The sequence below is a fragment of the Streptomyces sp. NPDC054783 genome (assembly GCF_053611725.1).
Genome location: NZ_JBSHAY010000002.1, coordinates 134,697 through 153,036, shown reverse-complemented (window position 1 = coordinate 153,036; position 18,340 = coordinate 134,697). Strand labels below are relative to the sequence as shown.

Here is an 18,340-nt window from a genome sequence, read left to right as displayed (position 1 = left end):
GCCCAAACCAGGCGCCTGACCTGCGGGGTCGTACCAATTCGGCGGTGGTTGCCAGCCTTTGGCGAATCCTGTGAAGGGCTCGTGCAGACTGGCCGAATGCGATCTGATCTCGTTTCGGAACCCGGCGACGCAAACCGACCCAACGAGGACTTCGCCGCTGTCGGACTACCCGCCTCCGGGCAGGGAGGTTGTGCGATCGTCCTGGACGGGGTGACTCCGCCGCGGGGTGAGACGGGGTGTCTGCATTCCGTCCCCTGGTTCACCGCGCGACTCGGCGGCGCACTGACCGAACTGACCGTTTCGTGCGGAGATCTGACACTCTCGGAGATTCTCTCGCGGGCGATCGGCCGCACCGCCGAGGCCCATGCGCAAACCTGTGAACTTTCTCACCCGCGAACCCCCCAGGCAACCGTCGCCCTGGCCCGCTGGTCCACCGGCACCGTCGAGTACCTGGTGCTGTCCGACTCCGCGCTGCTGCTGCAGGGCACCGACGGGACGGTCACCCCGGTCCTCGACGACCGGCTGACCCGCCTCCCGCGTTCCGCGCTCGCCACCGACGCCCTGGTGGACGCCACCCTGCGCAACAAGGAGGGCGGTTTCTTCACGGCCGCCGCCGACCCCGCGGTGGCCGCTCGCGCGGTCGCCGGCACGGTGCCCCGGGCCGGGGTCCGCGCCCTGGCCGCGCTGACGGACGGCGCGACCCGCTGGACGGAGAAGTTCCACGAGGGCGACTGGCAGGCCCTGTTCGAGACGGTCGCGAAGGAGGGCGCCCGGCCCCTGGTGGACCGGGTGCGGCAGCTGGAGGCGGCGGACCGCGAGGAGCGGGCGTTCCTGGGGCGGAGCAAGACGCACGACGACGCGACGGTGGTCTACGTGCAGTTGTGAACCCCTCGCCGACTCCGGCCATGAGCCCCCCGCCGACTCCGGCCATGAGCCCCCGCCGAGCCCGGCCGTAAGCCCCTCGCCGACTCCGGCCGTGCGCGCCCCCCGGCTCCGCCGTTCTTCCGCACCGCCCCTTCCGGGCGGTCCTACTTCTCCATGACGCCGTTCAACTGGTGCAGGAGCCGGGCGAGTTCGGCGACCTCGCGGCGGTCCCAGTGGGCGAGCTGCCGGACGTAGCGGGCGCGGCGCGCCTCGCGGACCTTGCCGACCCGGCCGCGTCCCTCCTCGGTCACGGTGACGAGCCAGGCGCGGCCGTCTGCGGGGTCGGGTTCGCGGGCGATCAGGCCCAGCTCCTCCAGGGCCCGCAGCTGGCGGGACATGGTGGCCTTGCCGACGCCGATGTAGGCGGCGAGGTCCGTGGCCCGCTGGCCGCCGCACTCGTCCAGGCGGATGAGCAGGCCGTACGCGGAGGACTCCAGGTCGGGATGGACCTCGCGGGCCATCTCACCCTGGTTGGCCCGGGCCCGGCGGAGCAGCACGGTCAACTCCCGTTCCAGTGCCAGGAATTCCTGGTCTGCACCACTGGGCGTCATCTTCTGGGCGCCGCTGTGTGCGTCGCCGTTTCCGTCCTCGTGCACGTCAGCACCCCTGCTCGGTTTCGCGGTCCTGAAAGTTTCTGCCAAAAGTCGTCATTGCCGCAGCTCTGTAAGTATTTCGCAGGGCTAGACCAACGGCGGAGCCCGGACCCCCTTCCCACGTCTCATCTACGTGCGTAGCTTCTTTATCAGGCAATGAATGGCATGCCCACGCCAGTGCGGCATCCGGTACACGGTCACAGCCACGTTCCCCCCACCCCACTCCCCGGAGGCACGTCATGCCCGTGCACAGACCCGGCTCCGACCGCTCCGACCGTTCCGACCGCTCCCTCCGCCCGCGCCCCCTCGCCGCCCTGGTCGCGGCCCTGCTCGCGGCGCTCTCTCTCACCCTCCCGCTCACCTCCGCCCACGCCGCGAGCACGCCCAGCCGCGGCTCCGCCTACATGGGCATGGGCGTGCTCGCGCACGACGGCCGGAACGGCACCCCCACCTCCGGTGACGTCACCCAGACCGAGGGCGTGGACGTCTCCGGCTACCAGGGCAACGTCGCCTGGTCGACCCTGTGGAACAGCGGGGTGCGCTGGGCGTACACGAAGGCCACGGAAGGCACGTACTACACGAACCCGTACTTCGCCCAGCAGTACAACGGCTCGTACAACATCGGCATGATCCGCGGCGCCTACCACTTCGCGACCCCGGACACCACCAGCGGCGCCACCCAGGCGAGCTACTTCGTCGGCCACGGCGGCGGCTGGTCCAGGGACGGCAAGACCCTGCCCGGCGCGCTCGACATCGAGTGGAACCCGTACGGCGCCGAGTGTTACGGCAGGACCGCGAGCCAGATGGTCAGCTGGATCGCCGACTTCCTGAACACCTACAAGTCCCTGACCGGCCGGGACGCCGTGATCTACACGGCGAGCAGCTGGTGGAGCGACTGCACCGGCAACTACGGGGGCTTCGCGGCGAACAACCCGCTGTGGATCGCCCGCTACGCCTCGGACCCGGGGACGCTGCCGGCCGGCTGGTCGTACTACACGATGTGGCAGTACACCTCCTCCGGCCCGACCGTCGGCGACCACGACAAGTTCAACGGGGCCCTGGACCGGGTGCAGGCCCTGGCCAACGGCTGAGCCCTCACAGACCCAGGGATACCGCGATCCGCGCCCTACTCGGCCACACTCATGCGGCCGAGTCCGGCGCGGATCCGGCACCTGTCGTTCGCGGCCGGTCGGCGGCCGGGCCGTACCGCCAGTCATCGAGTCCTCCCTGTTGTCACCCCCCAGCGGGATGGGTAGTGCCGTAATAAGGGCATTTGTCTTCTCCATGCCGGGAGGCCCCGGCCGGTTGCGGACGACCGCGGTTTTCTTCCCGCGGCCCTGCGTTGGTGCTCCGCGCCACCCGGGATCATGCTGGTCAGGAGAGCCTGCCGAGCAAGGGCGAGATGAGCGGCGATGGAGCGACCGGAGCGACAGTCGACGTACACGGCCACGGCCACCATCGATGAGCAGGGCATCCTCATCGGTTGGAGCGAAGGCGCCGAGCGGCTGCTCGGCTACGACTCACCGGCCGTCGTCGGACGGCCCGCCACCGCGCTCCTCGCGACCGACGGATCGGCGGCCCGGCGTATCGTCGCCGGCCGGGACCGCTGGAACGGCACCGTCCCGCTGCGGCACCGCGACGGCCGGCTGCTGGAGCTGGGCGTGCTCGCGCACCGCCGGACCTCGGACACCGGCGTCAGCGACTGGCTCGTGGTGAGCGCCGTGACGGCCCGTGCGCAGCCGCCCCGGGGCGAACCCCTGGAGGAGTGGACGTTCCTGCAGTCCCCCTTCCCGCTGGCGATCTTCGACGCCGAGCTGCGGCTCGTGCGCGCCAACCGGCGGATGGAGCACGCCCTCGCCCTGCCCGAGGCCGCGATGCGCGGACTGCGGCTGCCGCACATCGTGCCCGGCGCCGCGAGCGAGGAGGCCGACCGGTCGATGCGGCTGGCGCTGGAGGCCGGCCGGCCGCAGGAGGCCCGGGCCCGGCTCGGCGCGGAACTGGGCCGCGCCGCCGTGCTCACCCCGCTGAAGGACGCCGACGGCCGGGTGCGCGCCGTCTGCCTGTCCACGCAGACGCCCGCGCAGGACTCCGCCGCCCGGCAGCGCCCCTCGGGCGAGAGCGGCTCGCGCGCCGGCACGGCCGCCGACCAGGCGCGCGCCGCGCAGGAGCTCGGCGAGGTCACCGTCCCCCGGCTCGCCGACGTCATGGCGGTCGACCTGCTCGACGCCCCCCGCGCCACGGGCGAGGCACCCGCCCCCCGGCCCGGCCCGGTCGTCCTGCGCCGCGCCGCGCTGCGCGCCATGCCCGACGGCGTCGGACCGGCCTACGGCAGCGGCATCGGCGAGGCGGTCGTCTGCCCGCCGGACTCGCCTCCGGCCCGGTGTCTTACGGCGGGCCAGCCGCTGCTGTACGACACTGCGGACCCGCTCGTCGCCGAGTGGGCGGCGGTGGACCCGGGCGCGGCGTGGCTGCGCGCGTCCGGGGCGCGCTCACTGCTGGCGGTGCCGCTGCTCGCCCAGGGCAGCACGCTCGGCGTGGCGCTGTTCGGCCGGCGCCCGGGCCGGGAGCCGTTCGGCCCGGAGGACCTGCGGCTGGCCCAGGAGTTCACGGCCAAGGCGGCCGCCGGCATCCGGCAGGCCCGCTCCTACGCACGGGCCCGCACCACCACCATGGCCCTCCAGCAGAGCCTGCTCCCGCACACGCTGCCCGACCAGGCGGCCCTGGAGATCGCCACCCGCTATCTGCCCGCCGCGACCCGGGCCGGGGTGGGCGGCGACTGGTTCGACGTGATCCCGCTGTCCGGGGCGCGGGTGGCGCTCGTCGTGGGGGACGTGGTGGGCCACGGCATCCGCGCCTCGGCCACCATGGGCCGGCTGCGCACCGCCGTGCGGACCCTGGCCGACGTGGACCTGCCGGCCGACGAACTCCTCACCCACCTCGACGACCTGGTGCTGCGGCTCGCCGCCGACGAGGGCAGCACGGACCCGTCCGCCGAGACCGCCGGCGGCATCGGCACCACCTGTCTGTACGCGGTCTACGACCCGGTCTCCCGCCGGTGCACCCTGGCCCGGGCCGGCCATCCCCCGCCCGCCGTGGTCACGCCGGACGGGGCCGTGCGCTTCCTGGACGTGCCCGCGGGGCCGCCGCTGGGCCTCGGTGGGCTGCCGTTCGAGGCCACTGAGAGCGAACTGCCCGAGGGCAGCCTGCTCGCCCTGTACACCGACGGGCTGTTCGAGGCCCGCGACCACGACATCGACGAGGCGCTGGACAAGATGTTCGCCGCGCTCGTCCGGCCCGCGGCCTCGCTGGACGCGGTCTGCGACCACGTGCTCACCGCGCTGCTGACCCACCGCCCCGACGACGACATCGCCCTGCTCGTCGCCCGCACCCGGGTCCTGCACGAGGACCGGGTCGCCGCCTGGGAGCTGAAGAGCGACTGGACGGACGTCTCCCGGGCCCGCCGGCTGGCCTGCGACCAGCTGTCCGCGTGGGGCCTGGACGAGGCCGCGTTCACCACCGAGCTGATGGTCAGCGAGCTGGTCACCAACGCCATGCGGTACGGCCGCCCGCCCATCCAGCTCCGGCTGATCCACCAGGACTCGACCCTGATCTGCGAGGTGTACGACTCCAGCGGCACCACCCCGCACATGCGGCGCGCCCGCATCTTCGACGAGGGCGGCCGGGGCCTGCTGCTCGTCGCCCAGCTCGCCGAACGCTGGGGCACCCGGCACGACCGGGTCGGCAAGACCGTGTGGGCGGAGCAGTCGCTCACGACGGGCTGACCCGGCACTGCCGTCTTCTTGGCTGCTTCTGATTGGCGTCGGCCTGGTTGACGTCGGCCCGGTTGACGTCCTGCCGCTCTGGTTGGCGTCGGCCTGGTTGACCCGCGTTGCGTACCGGGGGACCGGCGGCAGAGGACGCCTGGTGGCCGGGGCCGGGCGCCCGCGTGGTTCCTGTGCGGCCCGGTACCCGGCCCGGCCGTCGCTTCCCGACCGCAGCTGGCAGGGCGCGGAATTCTAGGTCCTGTATCGGGCTTGTCAAGCCCCGAATATGCGTCGCTTTTTCCGGCCCCCGTGGTGGGCCAATCTGGATTCAGGCAAAGCGCCGAGTCACCACCTCAGAGGTGACGCAAACAGGCACATAGAACTCCCACCTTTCACTCAAGGAGAAAAACCATGGCTGTCAACATTCGCGTGCAGATCCCCCGGATTATCGGCGCTACTTTCATTGCTGCGGTTCTCGCCGGCACGGCAGGAGTTGCGGGCGCTCAAGCCGCTCCTCAGACGGTCAAGGCCGCGCCGAGCGTGGTACGGGACGGCGACCAGGCGAACGCGGACCAGGGTGGCGGGGGCGCCGACCAGGCGAACGTGGACCAGGGCGGTGGTGGTGCCGACCAGGCGAACGTGGACCAGGGCGGCGGCGGTGCCGACCAGGCCAACGTGGACCAGGGCGGCGGCGGTGCCGACCAGGCCAACGTCAACCAGGGCGGCGATGACGCCAATCAGGCCAACGTCAACCAGGGCGGAGGCGACGCCAACCAGGCCAACGTCAACCAGGGCGGAGGCGACGCCAACCAGGCGAATGTGAACCAGGGCGACGGCAAGACCAACCAGACGAACGTCAACCAGGGCGACGGCAAGGCCAACCAGGCCAACGTCAACCAGGGCGACGGCAAGACCAACCAGGCCAACATCAACCAGACCAGCGTCAACCAGACCAACAACATCAACCAGACCAACGTCAACCAGGGCGGCGGCGGCGCCGACCAGGCGAACGTCAACCAGGGCGGTGGCGGCGCCGACCAGGCGAACGTCAACCAGGGCGGTGGCCAGGTCCACCAGGTCAACGTCAAGCAGGGCCACGGCAAGGTCAAGAAGGGCAAGGTCAAGGCCAAGAAGGGCAAGGTCAACCAGGCGAACGTCAACCAGGGCGGCGGCAAGGTCAACCAGACGAACGTCAACCAGGGCGACGGCAAGACCAACCAGGCCAACGTCAACCAGGGCGACGGCAAGACCAACCAGGCCAACGTCAACCAGTAGGAGTCACGTCCCGGGCCGGGAGGCTGAACCCGCACCCGTACCGACCGGCCTCGACGACGAAACCCGCCACACGACCGTGGCGGGTTTCGTCGTCCTGCCGTGTCGTACGCGAAAGCCCCGACAACGCGGTATACGCGACATGAGTCCCGCCGCCGAAACTGCCCACGGAAATTTCATGGACGGCATTCGACAACTCTCACCACTTTCCCTTGCGGGAAAAGAATTCCTGAGCAGAAGCCCGGTACTACTCCGGTCCCCGGAGAACCGGGCCGGCCCAGGAGGGCGGGTCGGGTACCGAGGCGGCGGGGAGCGTCCGGGGCGCGTGGATATCGACCAGCGTGGGCGTACGGCGCTGCGGGGCGGAACATTCGGCGAGGGCGCAGCGCAGGGCCGCGACGAACTCCAGACAGGTGTCGTGACGGTCGCCCGGGGCCTTCGCCAGGGCCTTCGTCAGCACGTCGTCGACGGCGGCAGGGATGTCCGGACGCTCCTTGCTGAGCGGGGGTGGCGGGTCGTACTGGTGGGCCCACAGCAGTTCCAGGTGGTCCTCCCGCTGGAAGGGCGGGGCGCCCGCGAGCATCTCGTGGACCACACAGGCCAGGCTGTACAGGTCGGCCCGGCCGTCCACCGGGCGCCCGGCGATCCGCTCGGGCGCCACGTAGTCGAGGGTGCCGACGAACTCGCCCGCGGTGGTGAACCCGGTGAGCGACAGCGATTTCTTCGCCAGTCCGAAGTCGGTGAGATAGACGTGCTCGGGGTGGTCGCTGTCGACGACCTTGGCGATCAGGACGTTCCCGGGTTTGACGTCCCGGTGCACCAGCTCGCGCGCGTGGGCCGCGTCCAGGGCGGACGCCAGCTGGGCCGTTATGCGCAGCGCGACCGGCACCGGCAGCCGGACCTCGCTGTCGATCAGGGCGCGCAGGTCCTGCCCGGAGACGTAGCACATGGCGATGTAGAGCAGCCCGTCGAACTCGCCGGCCTCGAAGACGGGGACGATGTTGGGATGGTCGATGGCGGCGGCCACCCGGGACTCCTGGGCGAAACGGCGGCGGAAGGCGTCGTTCCTGGTGTACTCGGGGGCGAGCAGCTTGAGGGCGACCGTCCGGCCGAGGCGCAGGTCCCTGGCACGGTAGACGACGGCCATGCCTCCGCGACCGAGTTCGCGCTCCACCTTGTAGCCCGCGATCTCGGCCCCGATCAGACCGGAGGGGCTCTTGGGGGGCCAACTCACGCCTGAATTCTATCGACCCATGCCGGTATGAGCGCGGTACGACGATCCCCGCACGCACATATGGTGGAGGCCCGGGCCTCCCTCACGGGACCCGGGCCTCCACTCGTCCCATGCCCGCGGGCGGAGCCCGCTGATGGGCACCGTCCGTCACGCCGCCACGGGAACCTCCGGCGTCGCGCCGTTCACCGCGGGCGCGAGTGCCAGTTCCAGGACCTGGCGGACGTCGGTCACGGTGTGGACGCCGAGCTTGTCCAGCACCTCGGCCGGGACGTCGTCCAGGTCGGGTTCGTTGCGCTTGGGGATGATCACGGTGGTCACCCCGGCGCGGTGCGCGGCGAGCAGCTTCTGCTTCACGCCGCCGATGGGCAGTACCCGGCCGGTCAGCGAGACCTCGCCGGTCATGGCGACGTCCGTGCGGACCAGGCGGCCGGAGAGCAGGGACGCCAGGGCCGTCGTCATCGTGATGCCGGCGCTCGGGCCGTCCTTCGGGACCGCGCCCGCCGGGAAGTGGATGTGCACGCCCCGGTCTTTCAAGTCGCCCACGGGCAACTCCAGTTCGGCGCCGCGGCTGCGCAGGAAGCTCAGCGCGATCTGCGCCGACTCCTTCATCACGTCCCCGAGCTGACCGGTCAGGGTCAGGCCCGCGGCGCCCGTCTCCGGGTCGGCCAGGGAGGCCTCGACGTAGAGCACGTCGCCGCCCGCGCCGGTGACCGCGAGACCCGTCGCCACGCCGGGGACGGATGTACGGCGCTCGGCCGGGTCCTGGGCGGACTCGGGCACGTGGTGCGGGCGCCCGACCAGGTCGCGCAGGTCGGCGTCCGTCACGGTGAACGGCAGCTCCCGTTCGCCGAGTTCGTGCTGGGCCGCGACCTTGCGCAACAGCCGTGCGATCGAGCGCTCCAGGGTGCGCACGCCCGCCTCGCGGGTGTACTCGCCGGCCAGCTTGCGCAGGGCGCTCTCGTCGATCGTGACCTCGTCCGCGCCCAGTCCCGCCCGCTCCAGCTGGCGCGGGAGCAGGTGGTCGCGGGCGATGACGACCTTCTCGTCCTCTGTGTAGCCGTCCAGGCGGACGATCTCCATACGGTCGGCGAGCGCCTCCGGGATGGCCTCCATGACGTTGGCGGTGGCCAGGAACACCACGTCCGACAGGTCGAGTTCGACCTCCAGGTAGTGGTCCCGGAAGGTGTGGTTCTGGGCCGGGTCCAGGACTTCGAGCAGGGCCGCGGCCGGGTCGCCGCGGAAGTCGGAGCCCACCTTGTCGATCTCGTCCAGCAGGACCACCGGGTTCATGGACCCGGCCTCCTTGACGGCCCGCACGATGCGGCCGGGCAGCGCGCCGACGTAGGTACGGCGGTGGCCGCGGACCTCGGCCTCGTCGCGGACGCCGCCGAGGGCGACTCGGACGAACTTGCGGCCCATGGCGTGCGCGACCGACTCACCGAGGCTGGTCTTGCCGACGCCGGGCGGGCCCACCAGGGCCAGTACGGCACCTCCGCGCCGGCCGCCGATGACGCCGAGCCCGCGCTCACCGCGCCGCTTGCGCACCGCGAGGTACTCGGTGATGCGCTCCTTCACGTCCTCCAGGCCCGCGTGCTCGGCGTCCAGGATCGCCTTGGCGCCCTGGATGTCGTACGCGTCCTCGGTCCGTTCGTTCCAGGGCATCTCCAGGACGGTGTCCAGCCAGGTGCGGATCCAGGAGCCCTCCGGGGACTGGTCGCTGGACCGCTCCAGCTTGTCGACCTCCTTGAGCGCGGCCTCGCGGACCTTCTCCGGCAGGTCGGCGGCCTCGACGCGGGCGCGGTAGTCGTCGGACTCCTCGCCGTCCTGCTCGCCGTTCAGCTCGCGCAGTTCCTTGCGGACGGCCTCCAGCTGGCGGCGCAGCAGGAACTCGCGCTGCTGCTTGTCGACGCCCTCCTGGACGTCCTTGGCGATGGTCTCGGCCACGTCCTGCTCGGCGAGGTGGTCGCGGAGTTGCTGTGTGGCGAGCTTCAACCGGGCCACCGGGTCGGCGGTCTCCAGCAGTTCGACCTTCTGTTCGATGGCGAGGAACGGCGAGTAGCCGGAGTTGTCGGCGAGCGCGGAGACGTCGTCGATGGCCTGGACGCGGTCCACGACCTGCCAGGCGCCGCGCTTCTTCAGCCAGGTGGTGGCGAGCGCCTTGTACTCCTTGACGAGGTCGGCGGCCTGGCCCGGCAGCGGGTCCGGCACGCTCTCCTCGACGCGGGCGCCCTCGACCCACAGGGCCGCGCCGGGACCGGTGGTGCCGGCGCCGATGCGCACGCGGCTCCGGCCGCGGATCAGAGCCCCCGGGTCACCGTCGGCCAGCCGGCCGACCTGCTCGACCGTGCCCAGCACACCGGTCTTCGCGTACGTGCCGTCGATGCGGGGCACCAGCAGCACCCTGGGCTTGCCCGGTTCCGACCGGGCGGCGGCCTGTGCGGCCTCCACCGCGGCCCGTACCTCGGCGTCGCTCAGGTCCAGCGGGACCACCATGCCGGGCAGCACGACCTCGTCGTCGAGCGGCAGCACGGGCAGGACGAGCGTGAACGCCGGTGACTCAGTAGCCATGATCTCCCCTTCGGCAGTCAAGTTGAGCTATGCCGACTCAACCGGTGGGGAGGGGCTGGTGTTCCCCTTGCTTGTTCGCTCTCAGCGATCAAGCTCGCCCAAGGGGGGTCCCATCAAGCTCGCCGAGGGGTGCCGTCAAGTTCACCCAAGGGGACGCCAGTTCCCTGCGCCCCTAGCGGGGCGCCTTCTGCCACCGGCGCACCAGAGGCCAGCTCGCCACACCTATCGTCAGCGCGATCAGGTGGCCCCAGTTCGTCATCGGGTCCTCGAAGGCGATCAGGTCGCCGAGGAGCTCGGCGGCCGTCACGGTGAGGAGGGGCCAGCGCAGCCAGGGGCCGAGGAGGCCGGAGAGGGCGCCGATGCTGGCCGCGACGCCGAAGCTGATGCCGTAGTCGAGGCGGTGCAGTGAGGTGGGCGGGAGGTGGCCGACCAGGACGGCTAGGCCCACGGGGATCTCGGTGGCGAGCGTGGCCAGGACGTGCCCGGCGAGGAAGACGCAGGCCGCACGCGCACCCCCTGTCCGCCGTTCCAGCGCGGTGAGCACCAGCACGAACGCGAGCGCGTACGGCGAGAGGACGCCGCCCGCGATCCACAGCGCGCTCGCCGGCAGCACCAGCGCGGGTGTGCGCACCAGGTGGGCCACGTCCGTGCTGGAGTCCTGGTAGAGGGTGTGCACCAGGGCGGGGTCGGCCAGGGCCGCGAACACGGAGGTGACGGCCAGGACGGCCGTGTAGGCGAAGGTGAACGGGGTGCCGGCGGGCGTGGGCAGCAGGCGCCACAGCCGCGGAAGCGGGAGCGACAGCGGTGCGGTCGGACGCCGGTCGACGGGGGCGGGTCCGGGAGCGGGGGCGAGGGGCGCAGCGTGCCGCTGGCGTGGCACGCCGTCCAGCAGATCCGCGATCGCGGGCACCGGGACGGCGGCGATGCCGTCCGGGAGGGGCGCGCCCGTAAGGGGCGGGGACGCGGCCGCCGCAGGGCCCGTCGCGGTCCGTTCCACGCTGTGGCACTCCTTCCGTCGTGCCCCAACCCTTCGGCTTCCAGGGGCCGCTGTCTATGACCGACGCCACGCGAGAGCCGATTCACAGCAACCTCCTACGTTCCGGCTGCGTCCGCGCCCCGCACCGAAAGGGTGCACGTCAGTGCGACATCCCTAATTCCCGTGAAGGTCAAGGTGTGTTCAAGGAAGATGGGGGCATGACTGCCGTGTACGACTCCCCCGTGGTCCTCGACCGACGCGACGGCCCGTACGGCGAGGTGGTGCTGCGCCGGCACGGGGCGCTGTTGCAGATCATCGCCAACGGCTGTTTCCTGATGGACACCTCCGACGGCCGCTCGGAGCGGCTGCTGGTCGACGCCGCGTACCGGGCGCTGGACGGGCGGCCGGAGGCGAAGGTGCTGATCGGCGGGCTGGGCGTGGGATTCTCACTCGCACATGCCGCGGCCGACCCCGGGTGGGGGCGGATCACCGTCGTGGAGCGCGAGCCCGCCGTCGTCGACTGGCACCGGGACGGGCCGCTGGCGGAGGTGTCCGCGACGGCGCTCGGCGATCCGCGCACCGAGATCGTGCAGGACGATCTCCTGGCGTTCGTCAATGAGACATCCGACACGTACGACGCACTCTGCCTGGACATCGACAACGGTCCCGGCTGGACGGTCACGGACGGCAACCGCAGCCTCTACTCACCGGCCGGACTCGCCGCCTGCGCAAGGGTGTTGAGCCCCGGCGGGGTGCTCGCGGTGTGGTCCGCCGAACCGTCGCCGGAATTTGAAGGTACCTTGTGGAATGCCGGGTTCCAGCAGGTGCGTACCGAAGAGGTGCCCGTTGCCCGGGGCGTTCCGGACGCGGTGCACCTCGGCGTACGCCCTGGATAGCGACAGCGCGGTGTATCCCCGTAATGTGCTGCCGTGACGCGGATCATTCAAGCGTCAATCGCAGACATGGGATCACCCCACGGGTTCCGGAAAGCAACAAGCAGGGGCGGGCGATGGAGCAGACACACACCTCCCAGAGCGGCGCGGCGACGACCACCCCGGGCGCACAGCGCCGGGTACTGGTCGTCGAGGACGACCCGACGATCGTCGACGCCATCGCGGCCCGGCTGCGCGCCGAGGGATTTCTCGTACAGACCGCGTCGGACGGCCCGGCCGCCGTCGACACGGCCGAGGCCTGGCAGCCCGACCTGCTGATCCTCGACATCATGCTGCCGGGCTTCGACGGCCTGGAGGTCTGCCGGCGGGTGCAGGCGCAGCGCCCCGTGCCGGTGCTGATGCTGACCGCGCGCGACGACGAGACGGACATGCTGGTCGGTCTCGGGGTCGGCGCGGACGACTACATGACCAAGCCGTTCTCGATGCGTGAGCTGGCCGCACGCGTGCACGTGCTGCTGCGCCGGGTGGAGCGGGCGGCGCTGGCCGCGACCACCCCGCGCTCCGGCATCCTGCGGCTCGGCGAGCTGGAGATCGACCACGCGCAGCGCCGGGTGCGGGTGAAGTCCGAGGACGTCCACCTCACGCCCACCGAGTTCGACCTGCTGGTGTGCCTGGCGAACACCCCGCGCGCGGTGCTCTCCCGGGAGCAGCTGCTGGCCGAGGTGTGGGACTGGGCGGACGCCTCCGGCACCCGTACGGTCGACAGCCACATCAAGGCGCTGCGCCGGAAGATCGGCGCCGAGCGGATCCGTACGGTGCACGGGGTCGGGTACGCGCTGGAGACGCCCACGCCATGAGCAGCGACGGGCGTCAGGCCGCGCGCAGAGGCCCCGGGGAGGATCCCTGGGGCGGCGTACGCCCGTTCTCGATCAAGACCAAGCTGGGCGCGCTCGTCGTCATCTCGGTGCTGATCACCACCGGTCTGTCGATGATCGCGGTGCACACCAAGACCGAGCTGCGCTTCATCACGGTCTTCTCCATGATCGCCACCCTGCTGATCACGCAGTTCGTGGCTCATTCGCTCACCATGCCGCTGGACGAGATGAACACGGTGGCGCGGTCGATCTCCGAGGGTGACTACACCCGCCGGGTGAGCGAGGGCCGCCGGGACGAGCTGGGCGACCTGGCCCGGACGATCAACGTCATGGCGGACGAGCTGGAGGCCCAGGACCGCCAGCGCAAGGAACTGGTCGCGAATGTCTCCCACGAGCTGCGCACCCCCATCGCGGGCCTGCGAGCGGTGCTGGAGAACATCGTCGACGGGGTCACCGAGGCCGACCCGGAGACCATGCGGACGGCCCTGAAGCAGACCGAGCGGCTCGGCCGGCTCGTGGAGACCCTGCTGGACCTGTCCCGACTCGACAACGGCGTCGTACCGCTGAAGATGCGGCGCTTCGAGGTGTGGCCGTACCTCTCGGGCGTGCTGAAGGAGGCCAACATGGTGGCCTCGGCACGCGCGGGCATAGCCTCCGGCTCCGGCAGCCACACGCGCACCGACGTCCATCTGCACCTGGACGTCTCCCCGCCGGAGCTGACCGCGCACGCGGATCCCGAGCGCATCCACCAGGTCGTCGCCAACCTGATCGACAACGCGGTCAAGCACAGCCCGCCGCACGGCCGGGTGACGGTGAGGGCGCGGCGCGGTCCACGGCCGGATTCGCTGGAGCTGGAGGTCCTGGACGAGGGTCCCGGAATCCCCCGGTCGGAGTGGCACCGGGTGTTCGAGCGGTTCAACCGGGGGGCGGTGACCCGGCCGCACGGGCCGGGCAGCGACGGCGGCACGGGGCTCGGTCTGGCGATCGCCCGCTGGGCGGTGGATCTGCACGGCGGCCGGATCGGTGTGGCCGAATCCGAGCGGGGCTGCCGGATCATCGTCACCCTTCCGGGACTGTCTTCCGTTCCAGGTTGACGTAAGGTTCGAACCGGAAGCACAAGATCCACGAGCGTCCGCGCCCTTTCCGCGCAGCTGGACACGTGTGATCAGGAGCAGGCCCGCGCGATCGGTCGCACGAAGAAGCGCCGGGCCGGGGCCGGTGCATCCTCCCAGCTGCGGAACCACGCTTGTTTCCCGCCATATCAAGCCCTGAAACAAGATTTCCGATGTGACTTACGCGACGATGACCTTGCTCGACCTGACCTTCCCGGCTGTGGAGGCGTAGCCTTTATTTCCGCTGTCCATCACCTTGTGAAGCGGAAGAGGGCGGTTGCCGCCGTGTCGCCACAGTCCCCCAGTAACCCGAGCGTCTCGACCGACGACCAAGCCGGGAAGAACCCCGCTGCCGCGTTCGGTCCGAACGAGTGGCTCGTCGACGAGATCTATCAGCAGTACCTCCAGGACCCGAATTCGGTAGACCGCGCCTGGTGGGACTTCTTCGCCGATTACAAGCCGGGTGCTCCTGTCACCCCGGCTACGGCGGGTACTGCGGCCGCGGGGGCCGCAGAGACCACCACCAGGGTTCCGAAGGCCCAGCCCGCGCCGGCTCCGGCGGCCCCGAAGCCCGCCGCCGCTCCGGCGCCGGCTCCCGCAGCCCCCGCGGCGAGTGCCGCGGCCCCGGCCCCGGCCAAGCCGGCGCAGCCCGCACAGGCGCCCGCCCAGCCGAAGCCGAAGGCCGCTCCCGCCGCGAAGGCCCCCGAGGCCCCGGCGGGCCCGGAGCTGATCACGCTGCGCGGCCCGGCCGCCGCGGTCGCCAAGAACATGAACGCCTCGCTGGAGCTGCCGACCGCCACCTCGGTCCGCGCGGTCCCGGTGAAGCTGCTGTTCGACAACCGGATCGTCATCAACAACCACCTCAAGCGCGCCCGGGGCGGGAAGATCTCCTTCACGCACCTGATCGGGTACGCGATGGTGCAGGCCATCAAGGCCATGCCGTCGATGAACTGGTCCTTCGGCGAGAAGGACGGCAAGCCGACCCTCGTCAAGCCGCCGCACGTCAACCTCGGCCTGGCCATCGACCTGGTGAAGCCCAACGGCGACCGCCAGCTGGTCGTCGCGGCCATCAAGAAGGCCGAGACGCTGAACTTCTTCGAGTTCTGGCAGGCCTACGAGGACATCGTCCGCCGCGCCCGTGACGGCAAGCTGACGATGGACGACTTCACCGGTGTCACGGTCTCCCTGACCAACCCCGGCGGCCTCGGCACCGTCCACTCGGTCCCGCGTCTGATGCCCGGCCAGTCGGTGATCATGGGCGTCGGCTCCATGGACTACCCGGCGGAGTTCCAGGGCACCAGCCAGGACACCCTGAACAAGCTCGGCATCTCGAAGGTCATGACGCTCACGTCGACCTACGACCACCGGGTGATCCAGGGCGCCGCCTCCGGCGAGTTCCTGCGCCAGGTCGCGAACCTGCTGCTCGGCGAGAATGGCTTCTACGACGACATCTTCGAGTCGCTGCGCATCCCCTACGAGCCGGTCCGCTGGCTGAGGGACATCGACGCCAGCCACGACGACGACGTCACCAAGGCCGCCCGCGTCTTCGAGCTGATCCACTCCTACCGGGTCCGCGGTCACGTCATGGCCGACACCGACCCGCTGGAGTACCGCCAGCGCAAGCACCCCGACCTGGACATCGTCGAGCACGGCCTCACCCTGTGGGACCTGGAGCGCGAGTTCGCCGTCGGCGGCTTCGCCGGCAAGTCGATGATGAAGCTGCGCGACATCCTCGGCGTGCTGCGCGACTCGTACTGCCGCACCACCGGCATCGAGTTCATGCACATCCAGGACCCCAAGCAGCGCAAGTGGATCCAGGACCGGGTCGAGCGCGGCCACTCCAAGCCGGAGCGCGAGGAGCAGCTGCGCATCCTGCGCCGCCTGAACGCGGCGGAGGCCTTCGAGACCTTCCTGCAGACGAAGTACGTCGGCCAGAAGCGCTTCTCGCTGGAGGGCGGCGAGTCCGTCATCCCGCTGCTCGACGCGGTGATCGACTCCGCCGCCGAGTCCCGCCTGGACGAGGTCGTCATCGGCATGGCCCACCGCGGCCGCCTGAACGTCCTGGCGAACATCGTCGGCAAGTCGTACGCGCAGATCTTCCGCGAGTTCGAGGGCAACCTCGACCCGAAGTCGATGCACGGCTCCGGCGACGTCAAGTACCACCTGGGCGCCGAGGGCACCTTCACGGGCCTGGACGGCGAGCAGATCAAGGTCTCGCTCGCCGCGAACCCGTCCCACCTGGAGACGGTCGACCCGGTCATCGAGGGCATCACCCGGGCCAAGCAGGACATCATCAACAAGGGCGGTACGGACTTCACGGTCCTGCCGGTGGCGATCCACGGCGACGCGGCCTTCGCGGGCCAGGGCGTGGTGGCCGAGACCCTGAACATGTCGCAGCTGCGCGGCTACCGCACCGGCGGCACGGTCCACATCGTCATCAACAACCAGGTCGGCTTCACCGCGGCCCCCGAGTCCTCGCGTTCCTCCATGTACGCGACGGACGTGGCCCGCATGATCGAGGCCCCGATCTTCCACGTCAACGGCGACGACCCCGAGGCCGTCGTCCGCGTGGCGCGGCTCGCCTTCGAGTTCCGCCAGGCGTTCAACAAGGACGTGGTGATCGACCTCATCTGCTACCGCCGCCGCGGTCACAACGAGTCGGACAACCCGGCCTTCACCCAGCCGCTGATGTACGACCTGATCGACAAGAAGCGCTCGGTGCGCAAGCTCTACACCGAGTCCCTGATCGGTCGCGGCGACATCACCCTGGAAGAGGCCGAGCAGGCCCTGCAGGACTACCAGGGCCAGCTGGAGAAGGTCTTCACCGAGGTCCGCGAGGCCACGTCCCAGCCGGCCGTCGTCGACGTCCAGGTGCCGCAGGACGGCTTCCCGGTCGCGGTCCCGACCGCGATCTCCACGGAGGTCGTCAAGCGGATCGCCGAGTCCCAGGTCAACATCCCCGACTCCTTCCACGTGCACCCGCGTCTGCTGCCGCAGCTGCAGCGCCGGGCGACGATGGTCGAGGACGGCACGATCGACTGGGGCATGGGCGAGACCCTCGCCGTCGGCTCCCTGCTGCTGGAGGGCACCCCGGTCCGCCTGTCCGGGCAGGACTCCCAGCGGGGCACCTTCGGCCAGCGCCACGCGGTGCTGATCGACCGTGAGACGGGCGAGGAGCGCACCCCGCTCCAGTACCTCTCCGAGGACCAGGCGCGTTACAACGTCTACAACTCCCTGCTGTCCGAGTACGCGGTCATGGGCTTCGAGTACGGCTACTCGCTCGCCCGCCCCGACGCGCTCGTGATGTGGGAGGCGCAGTTCGGCGACTTCGTCAACGGCGCGCAGACGGTGGTCGACGAGTACATCTCGGCGGCCGAGCAGAAGTGGGGCCAGATGAGCGGCGTGACGCTCCTGCTCCCCCACGGCTACGAGGGCCAGGGCCCGGACCACTCCTCGGCCCGCGTCGAGCGCTTCCTCCAGCTCTGCGCCCAGAACAACATGACGGTCGCCATGCCGACCCTCCCGTCGAACTACTTCCACCTCCTGCGGTGGCAGGTGCACAACCCGCACCACAAGCCGCTGGTGGTGTTCACCCCGAAGTCGATGCTGCGTCTGAAGGCCGCCGCGTCGAAGACGGAGGAGTTCACGTCGGGTCAGTTCCGTCCCGTCATCGGCGACGCGACGGTGGACCCGGCCGCGGTCCGCAAGGTCGTCTTCGTGGCCGGCAAGCTGTACTACGACCTGGAGGCCGAGCGGCAGAAGCGCGGCGTCACGGACACCGCGATCATCCGCATCGAGCGCCTGTACCCGCTGCCGGGTGCCGAGCTCCAGGCGGAGATCAAGAAGTACCCGAACGCCGAGAAGTACCTGTGGGCGCAGGAGGAGCCGGCGAACCAGGGTGCCTGGCCGTTCATCGCGCTCAACCTGATCGACCACCTGGACCTGGCGGTCGGCGCGGACGTCCCGCACGGCGAGCGTCTGCGGCGCATCTCGCGCCCGCACGGCTCGTCCCCGGCGGTGGGTTCGGCCAAGCGCCACCAGGCCGAGCAGGAGCAGCTGGTGCGTGAGGTCTTCGAGGCGTAAGCCTTGGGCGGTTCAGCCGAAAAGGGCCCGGCGCCGAGTTCACAGC

The 18,340-nt window shown here is 70.8% G+C and carries 12 protein-coding genes; 8 read left to right on the top strand and 4 right to left on the bottom strand.

Annotated elements, in window-relative coordinates; translation table 11 throughout:
• The first annotated feature begins 96 nt into the window (after positions 1-96).
• Positions 97-885 (top strand): protein phosphatase 2C domain-containing protein, encoded by a 789-nt coding sequence (locus tag ACWGJ5_RS04995; RefSeq protein WP_453308389.1) that lies wholly within the window; start codon positions 97-99, stop codon positions 883-885.
• A 143-nt stretch (positions 886-1,028) separates the two neighbouring features.
• Here the strand turns inward: ACWGJ5_RS04995 and ACWGJ5_RS04990 are convergent, their stop codons facing one another.
• Positions 1,029-1,520 carry a MarR family winged helix-turn-helix transcriptional regulator gene (locus tag ACWGJ5_RS04990; protein ID WP_372478068.1) on the bottom strand — a complete coding sequence of 164 codons (492 nt, stop codon included), beginning with the start codon at positions 1,518-1,520 and terminating at the stop codon, positions 1,029-1,031.
• A 236-nt stretch (positions 1,521-1,756) separates the two neighbouring features.
• Here ACWGJ5_RS04990 and ACWGJ5_RS04985 point away from each other — a divergent pair, with 236 nt between their 5' ends.
• From ACWGJ5_RS04985 to ACWGJ5_RS04975, 3 genes are all read left to right on the top strand, one after another.
• Complete coding sequence (locus ACWGJ5_RS04985; protein ID WP_453308388.1) at positions 1,757-2,608, top strand: lysozyme; 852 nt, start codon at positions 1,757-1,759, stop codon at positions 2,606-2,608.
• Between the two features lie 321 nt (positions 2,609-2,929).
• Positions 2,930-5,299, top strand: a complete 2,370-nt coding sequence (locus ACWGJ5_RS04980) for a SpoIIE family protein phosphatase (protein WP_453308387.1) — start codon at positions 2,930-2,932, stop codon at positions 5,297-5,299.
• A 393-nt stretch (positions 5,300-5,692) separates the two neighbouring features.
• A complete protein-coding gene (locus ACWGJ5_RS04975) occupies positions 5,693-6,556 on the top strand; it encodes a hypothetical protein (protein WP_453308386.1) in 864 nt (287 codons plus the stop codon).
• 244 nt (positions 6,557-6,800) lie between these two features.
• Here the strand turns inward: ACWGJ5_RS04975 and ACWGJ5_RS04970 are convergent, their stop codons facing one another.
• From ACWGJ5_RS04970 to ACWGJ5_RS04960, 3 genes are all read right to left on the bottom strand, one after another.
• Positions 6,801-7,787: a serine/threonine-protein kinase gene (locus ACWGJ5_RS04970; protein WP_453308385.1), complete on the bottom strand. Its 987-nt coding sequence runs from the start codon at positions 7,785-7,787 to the stop codon at positions 6,801-6,803.
• A gap of 147 nt (positions 7,788-7,934) precedes the next feature.
• Positions 7,935-10,355: an endopeptidase La gene (lon, locus tag ACWGJ5_RS04965; RefSeq protein WP_453308384.1), complete on the bottom strand. Its 2,421-nt coding sequence runs from the start codon at positions 10,353-10,355 to the stop codon at positions 7,935-7,937.
• Positions 10,356-10,527: 172 nt separating this feature from the next.
• Positions 10,528-11,352 carry a rhomboid-like protein gene (locus ACWGJ5_RS04960; RefSeq protein WP_453308383.1) on the bottom strand — a complete coding sequence of 275 codons (825 nt, stop codon included), beginning with the start codon at positions 11,350-11,352 and terminating at the stop codon, positions 10,528-10,530.
• Between the two features lie 197 nt (positions 11,353-11,549).
• On the opposite strand from ACWGJ5_RS04960, the gene ACWGJ5_RS04955 reads away from it, so the two are divergent.
• The 4 genes from ACWGJ5_RS04955 (at position 11,550) to ACWGJ5_RS04940 (ending at position 18,294) form a co-directional block, all read left to right on the top strand.
• A complete protein-coding gene (locus tag ACWGJ5_RS04955) occupies positions 11,550-12,227 on the top strand; it encodes a spermine/spermidine synthase domain-containing protein (protein WP_453308382.1) in 678 nt (225 codons plus the stop codon).
• Between the two features lie 113 nt (positions 12,228-12,340).
• Positions 12,341-13,081 carry a response regulator transcription factor gene (locus ACWGJ5_RS04950; RefSeq protein ID WP_076096483.1) on the top strand — a complete coding sequence of 247 codons (741 nt, stop codon included), beginning with the start codon at positions 12,341-12,343 and terminating at the stop codon, positions 13,079-13,081.
• Positions 13,078-14,193, top strand: a complete 1,116-nt coding sequence (locus ACWGJ5_RS04945; RefSeq protein ID WP_453308381.1) for an ATP-binding protein — start codon at positions 13,078-13,080, stop codon at positions 14,191-14,193. The genes ACWGJ5_RS04950 and ACWGJ5_RS04945 overlap by 4 nt, the downstream gene beginning before the upstream one ends.
• A 303-nt stretch (positions 14,194-14,496) precedes the next feature.
• Positions 14,497-18,294 (top strand): multifunctional oxoglutarate decarboxylase/oxoglutarate dehydrogenase thiamine pyrophosphate-binding subunit/dihydrolipoyllysine-residue succinyltransferase subunit, encoded by a 3,798-nt coding sequence (locus ACWGJ5_RS04940; RefSeq protein WP_453308380.1) that lies wholly within the window; start codon positions 14,497-14,499, stop codon positions 18,292-18,294.
• Positions 18,295-18,340 lie beyond the last annotated feature (46 nt).

Bases quoted from the DNA above. Each gene is read 5' to 3' on its own strand.
- ACWGJ5_RS04950 (WP_076096483.1), top strand. From the start codon at position 12,341: ATGGAGCAGACACACACCTCCCAGAGCGGCGCGGCGACGACCACCCCG.
- ACWGJ5_RS04945 (WP_453308381.1), top strand. From the start codon at position 13,078: ATGAGCAGCGACGGGCGTCAGGCCGCGCGCAGAGGCCCCGGGGAGGAT.
- ACWGJ5_RS04995 (WP_453308389.1), top strand. From the start codon at position 97: ATGCGATCTGATCTCGTTTCGGAACCCGGCGACGCAAACCGACCCAAC.
- ACWGJ5_RS04955 (WP_453308382.1), top strand. From the start codon at position 11,550: ATGACTGCCGTGTACGACTCCCCCGTGGTCCTCGACCGACGCGACGGC.
- ACWGJ5_RS04980 (WP_453308387.1), top strand. From the start codon at position 2,930: ATGGAGCGACCGGAGCGACAGTCGACGTACACGGCCACGGCCACCATC.
- ACWGJ5_RS04975 (WP_453308386.1), top strand. From the start codon at position 5,693: ATGGCTGTCAACATTCGCGTGCAGATCCCCCGGATTATCGGCGCTACT.
- lon (WP_453308384.1), bottom strand. From the start codon at position 10,355: ATGGCTACTGAGTCACCGGCGTTCACGCTCGTCCTGCCCGTGCTGCCG.
- ACWGJ5_RS04985 (WP_453308388.1), top strand. From the start codon at position 1,757: ATGCCCGTGCACAGACCCGGCTCCGACCGCTCCGACCGTTCCGACCGC.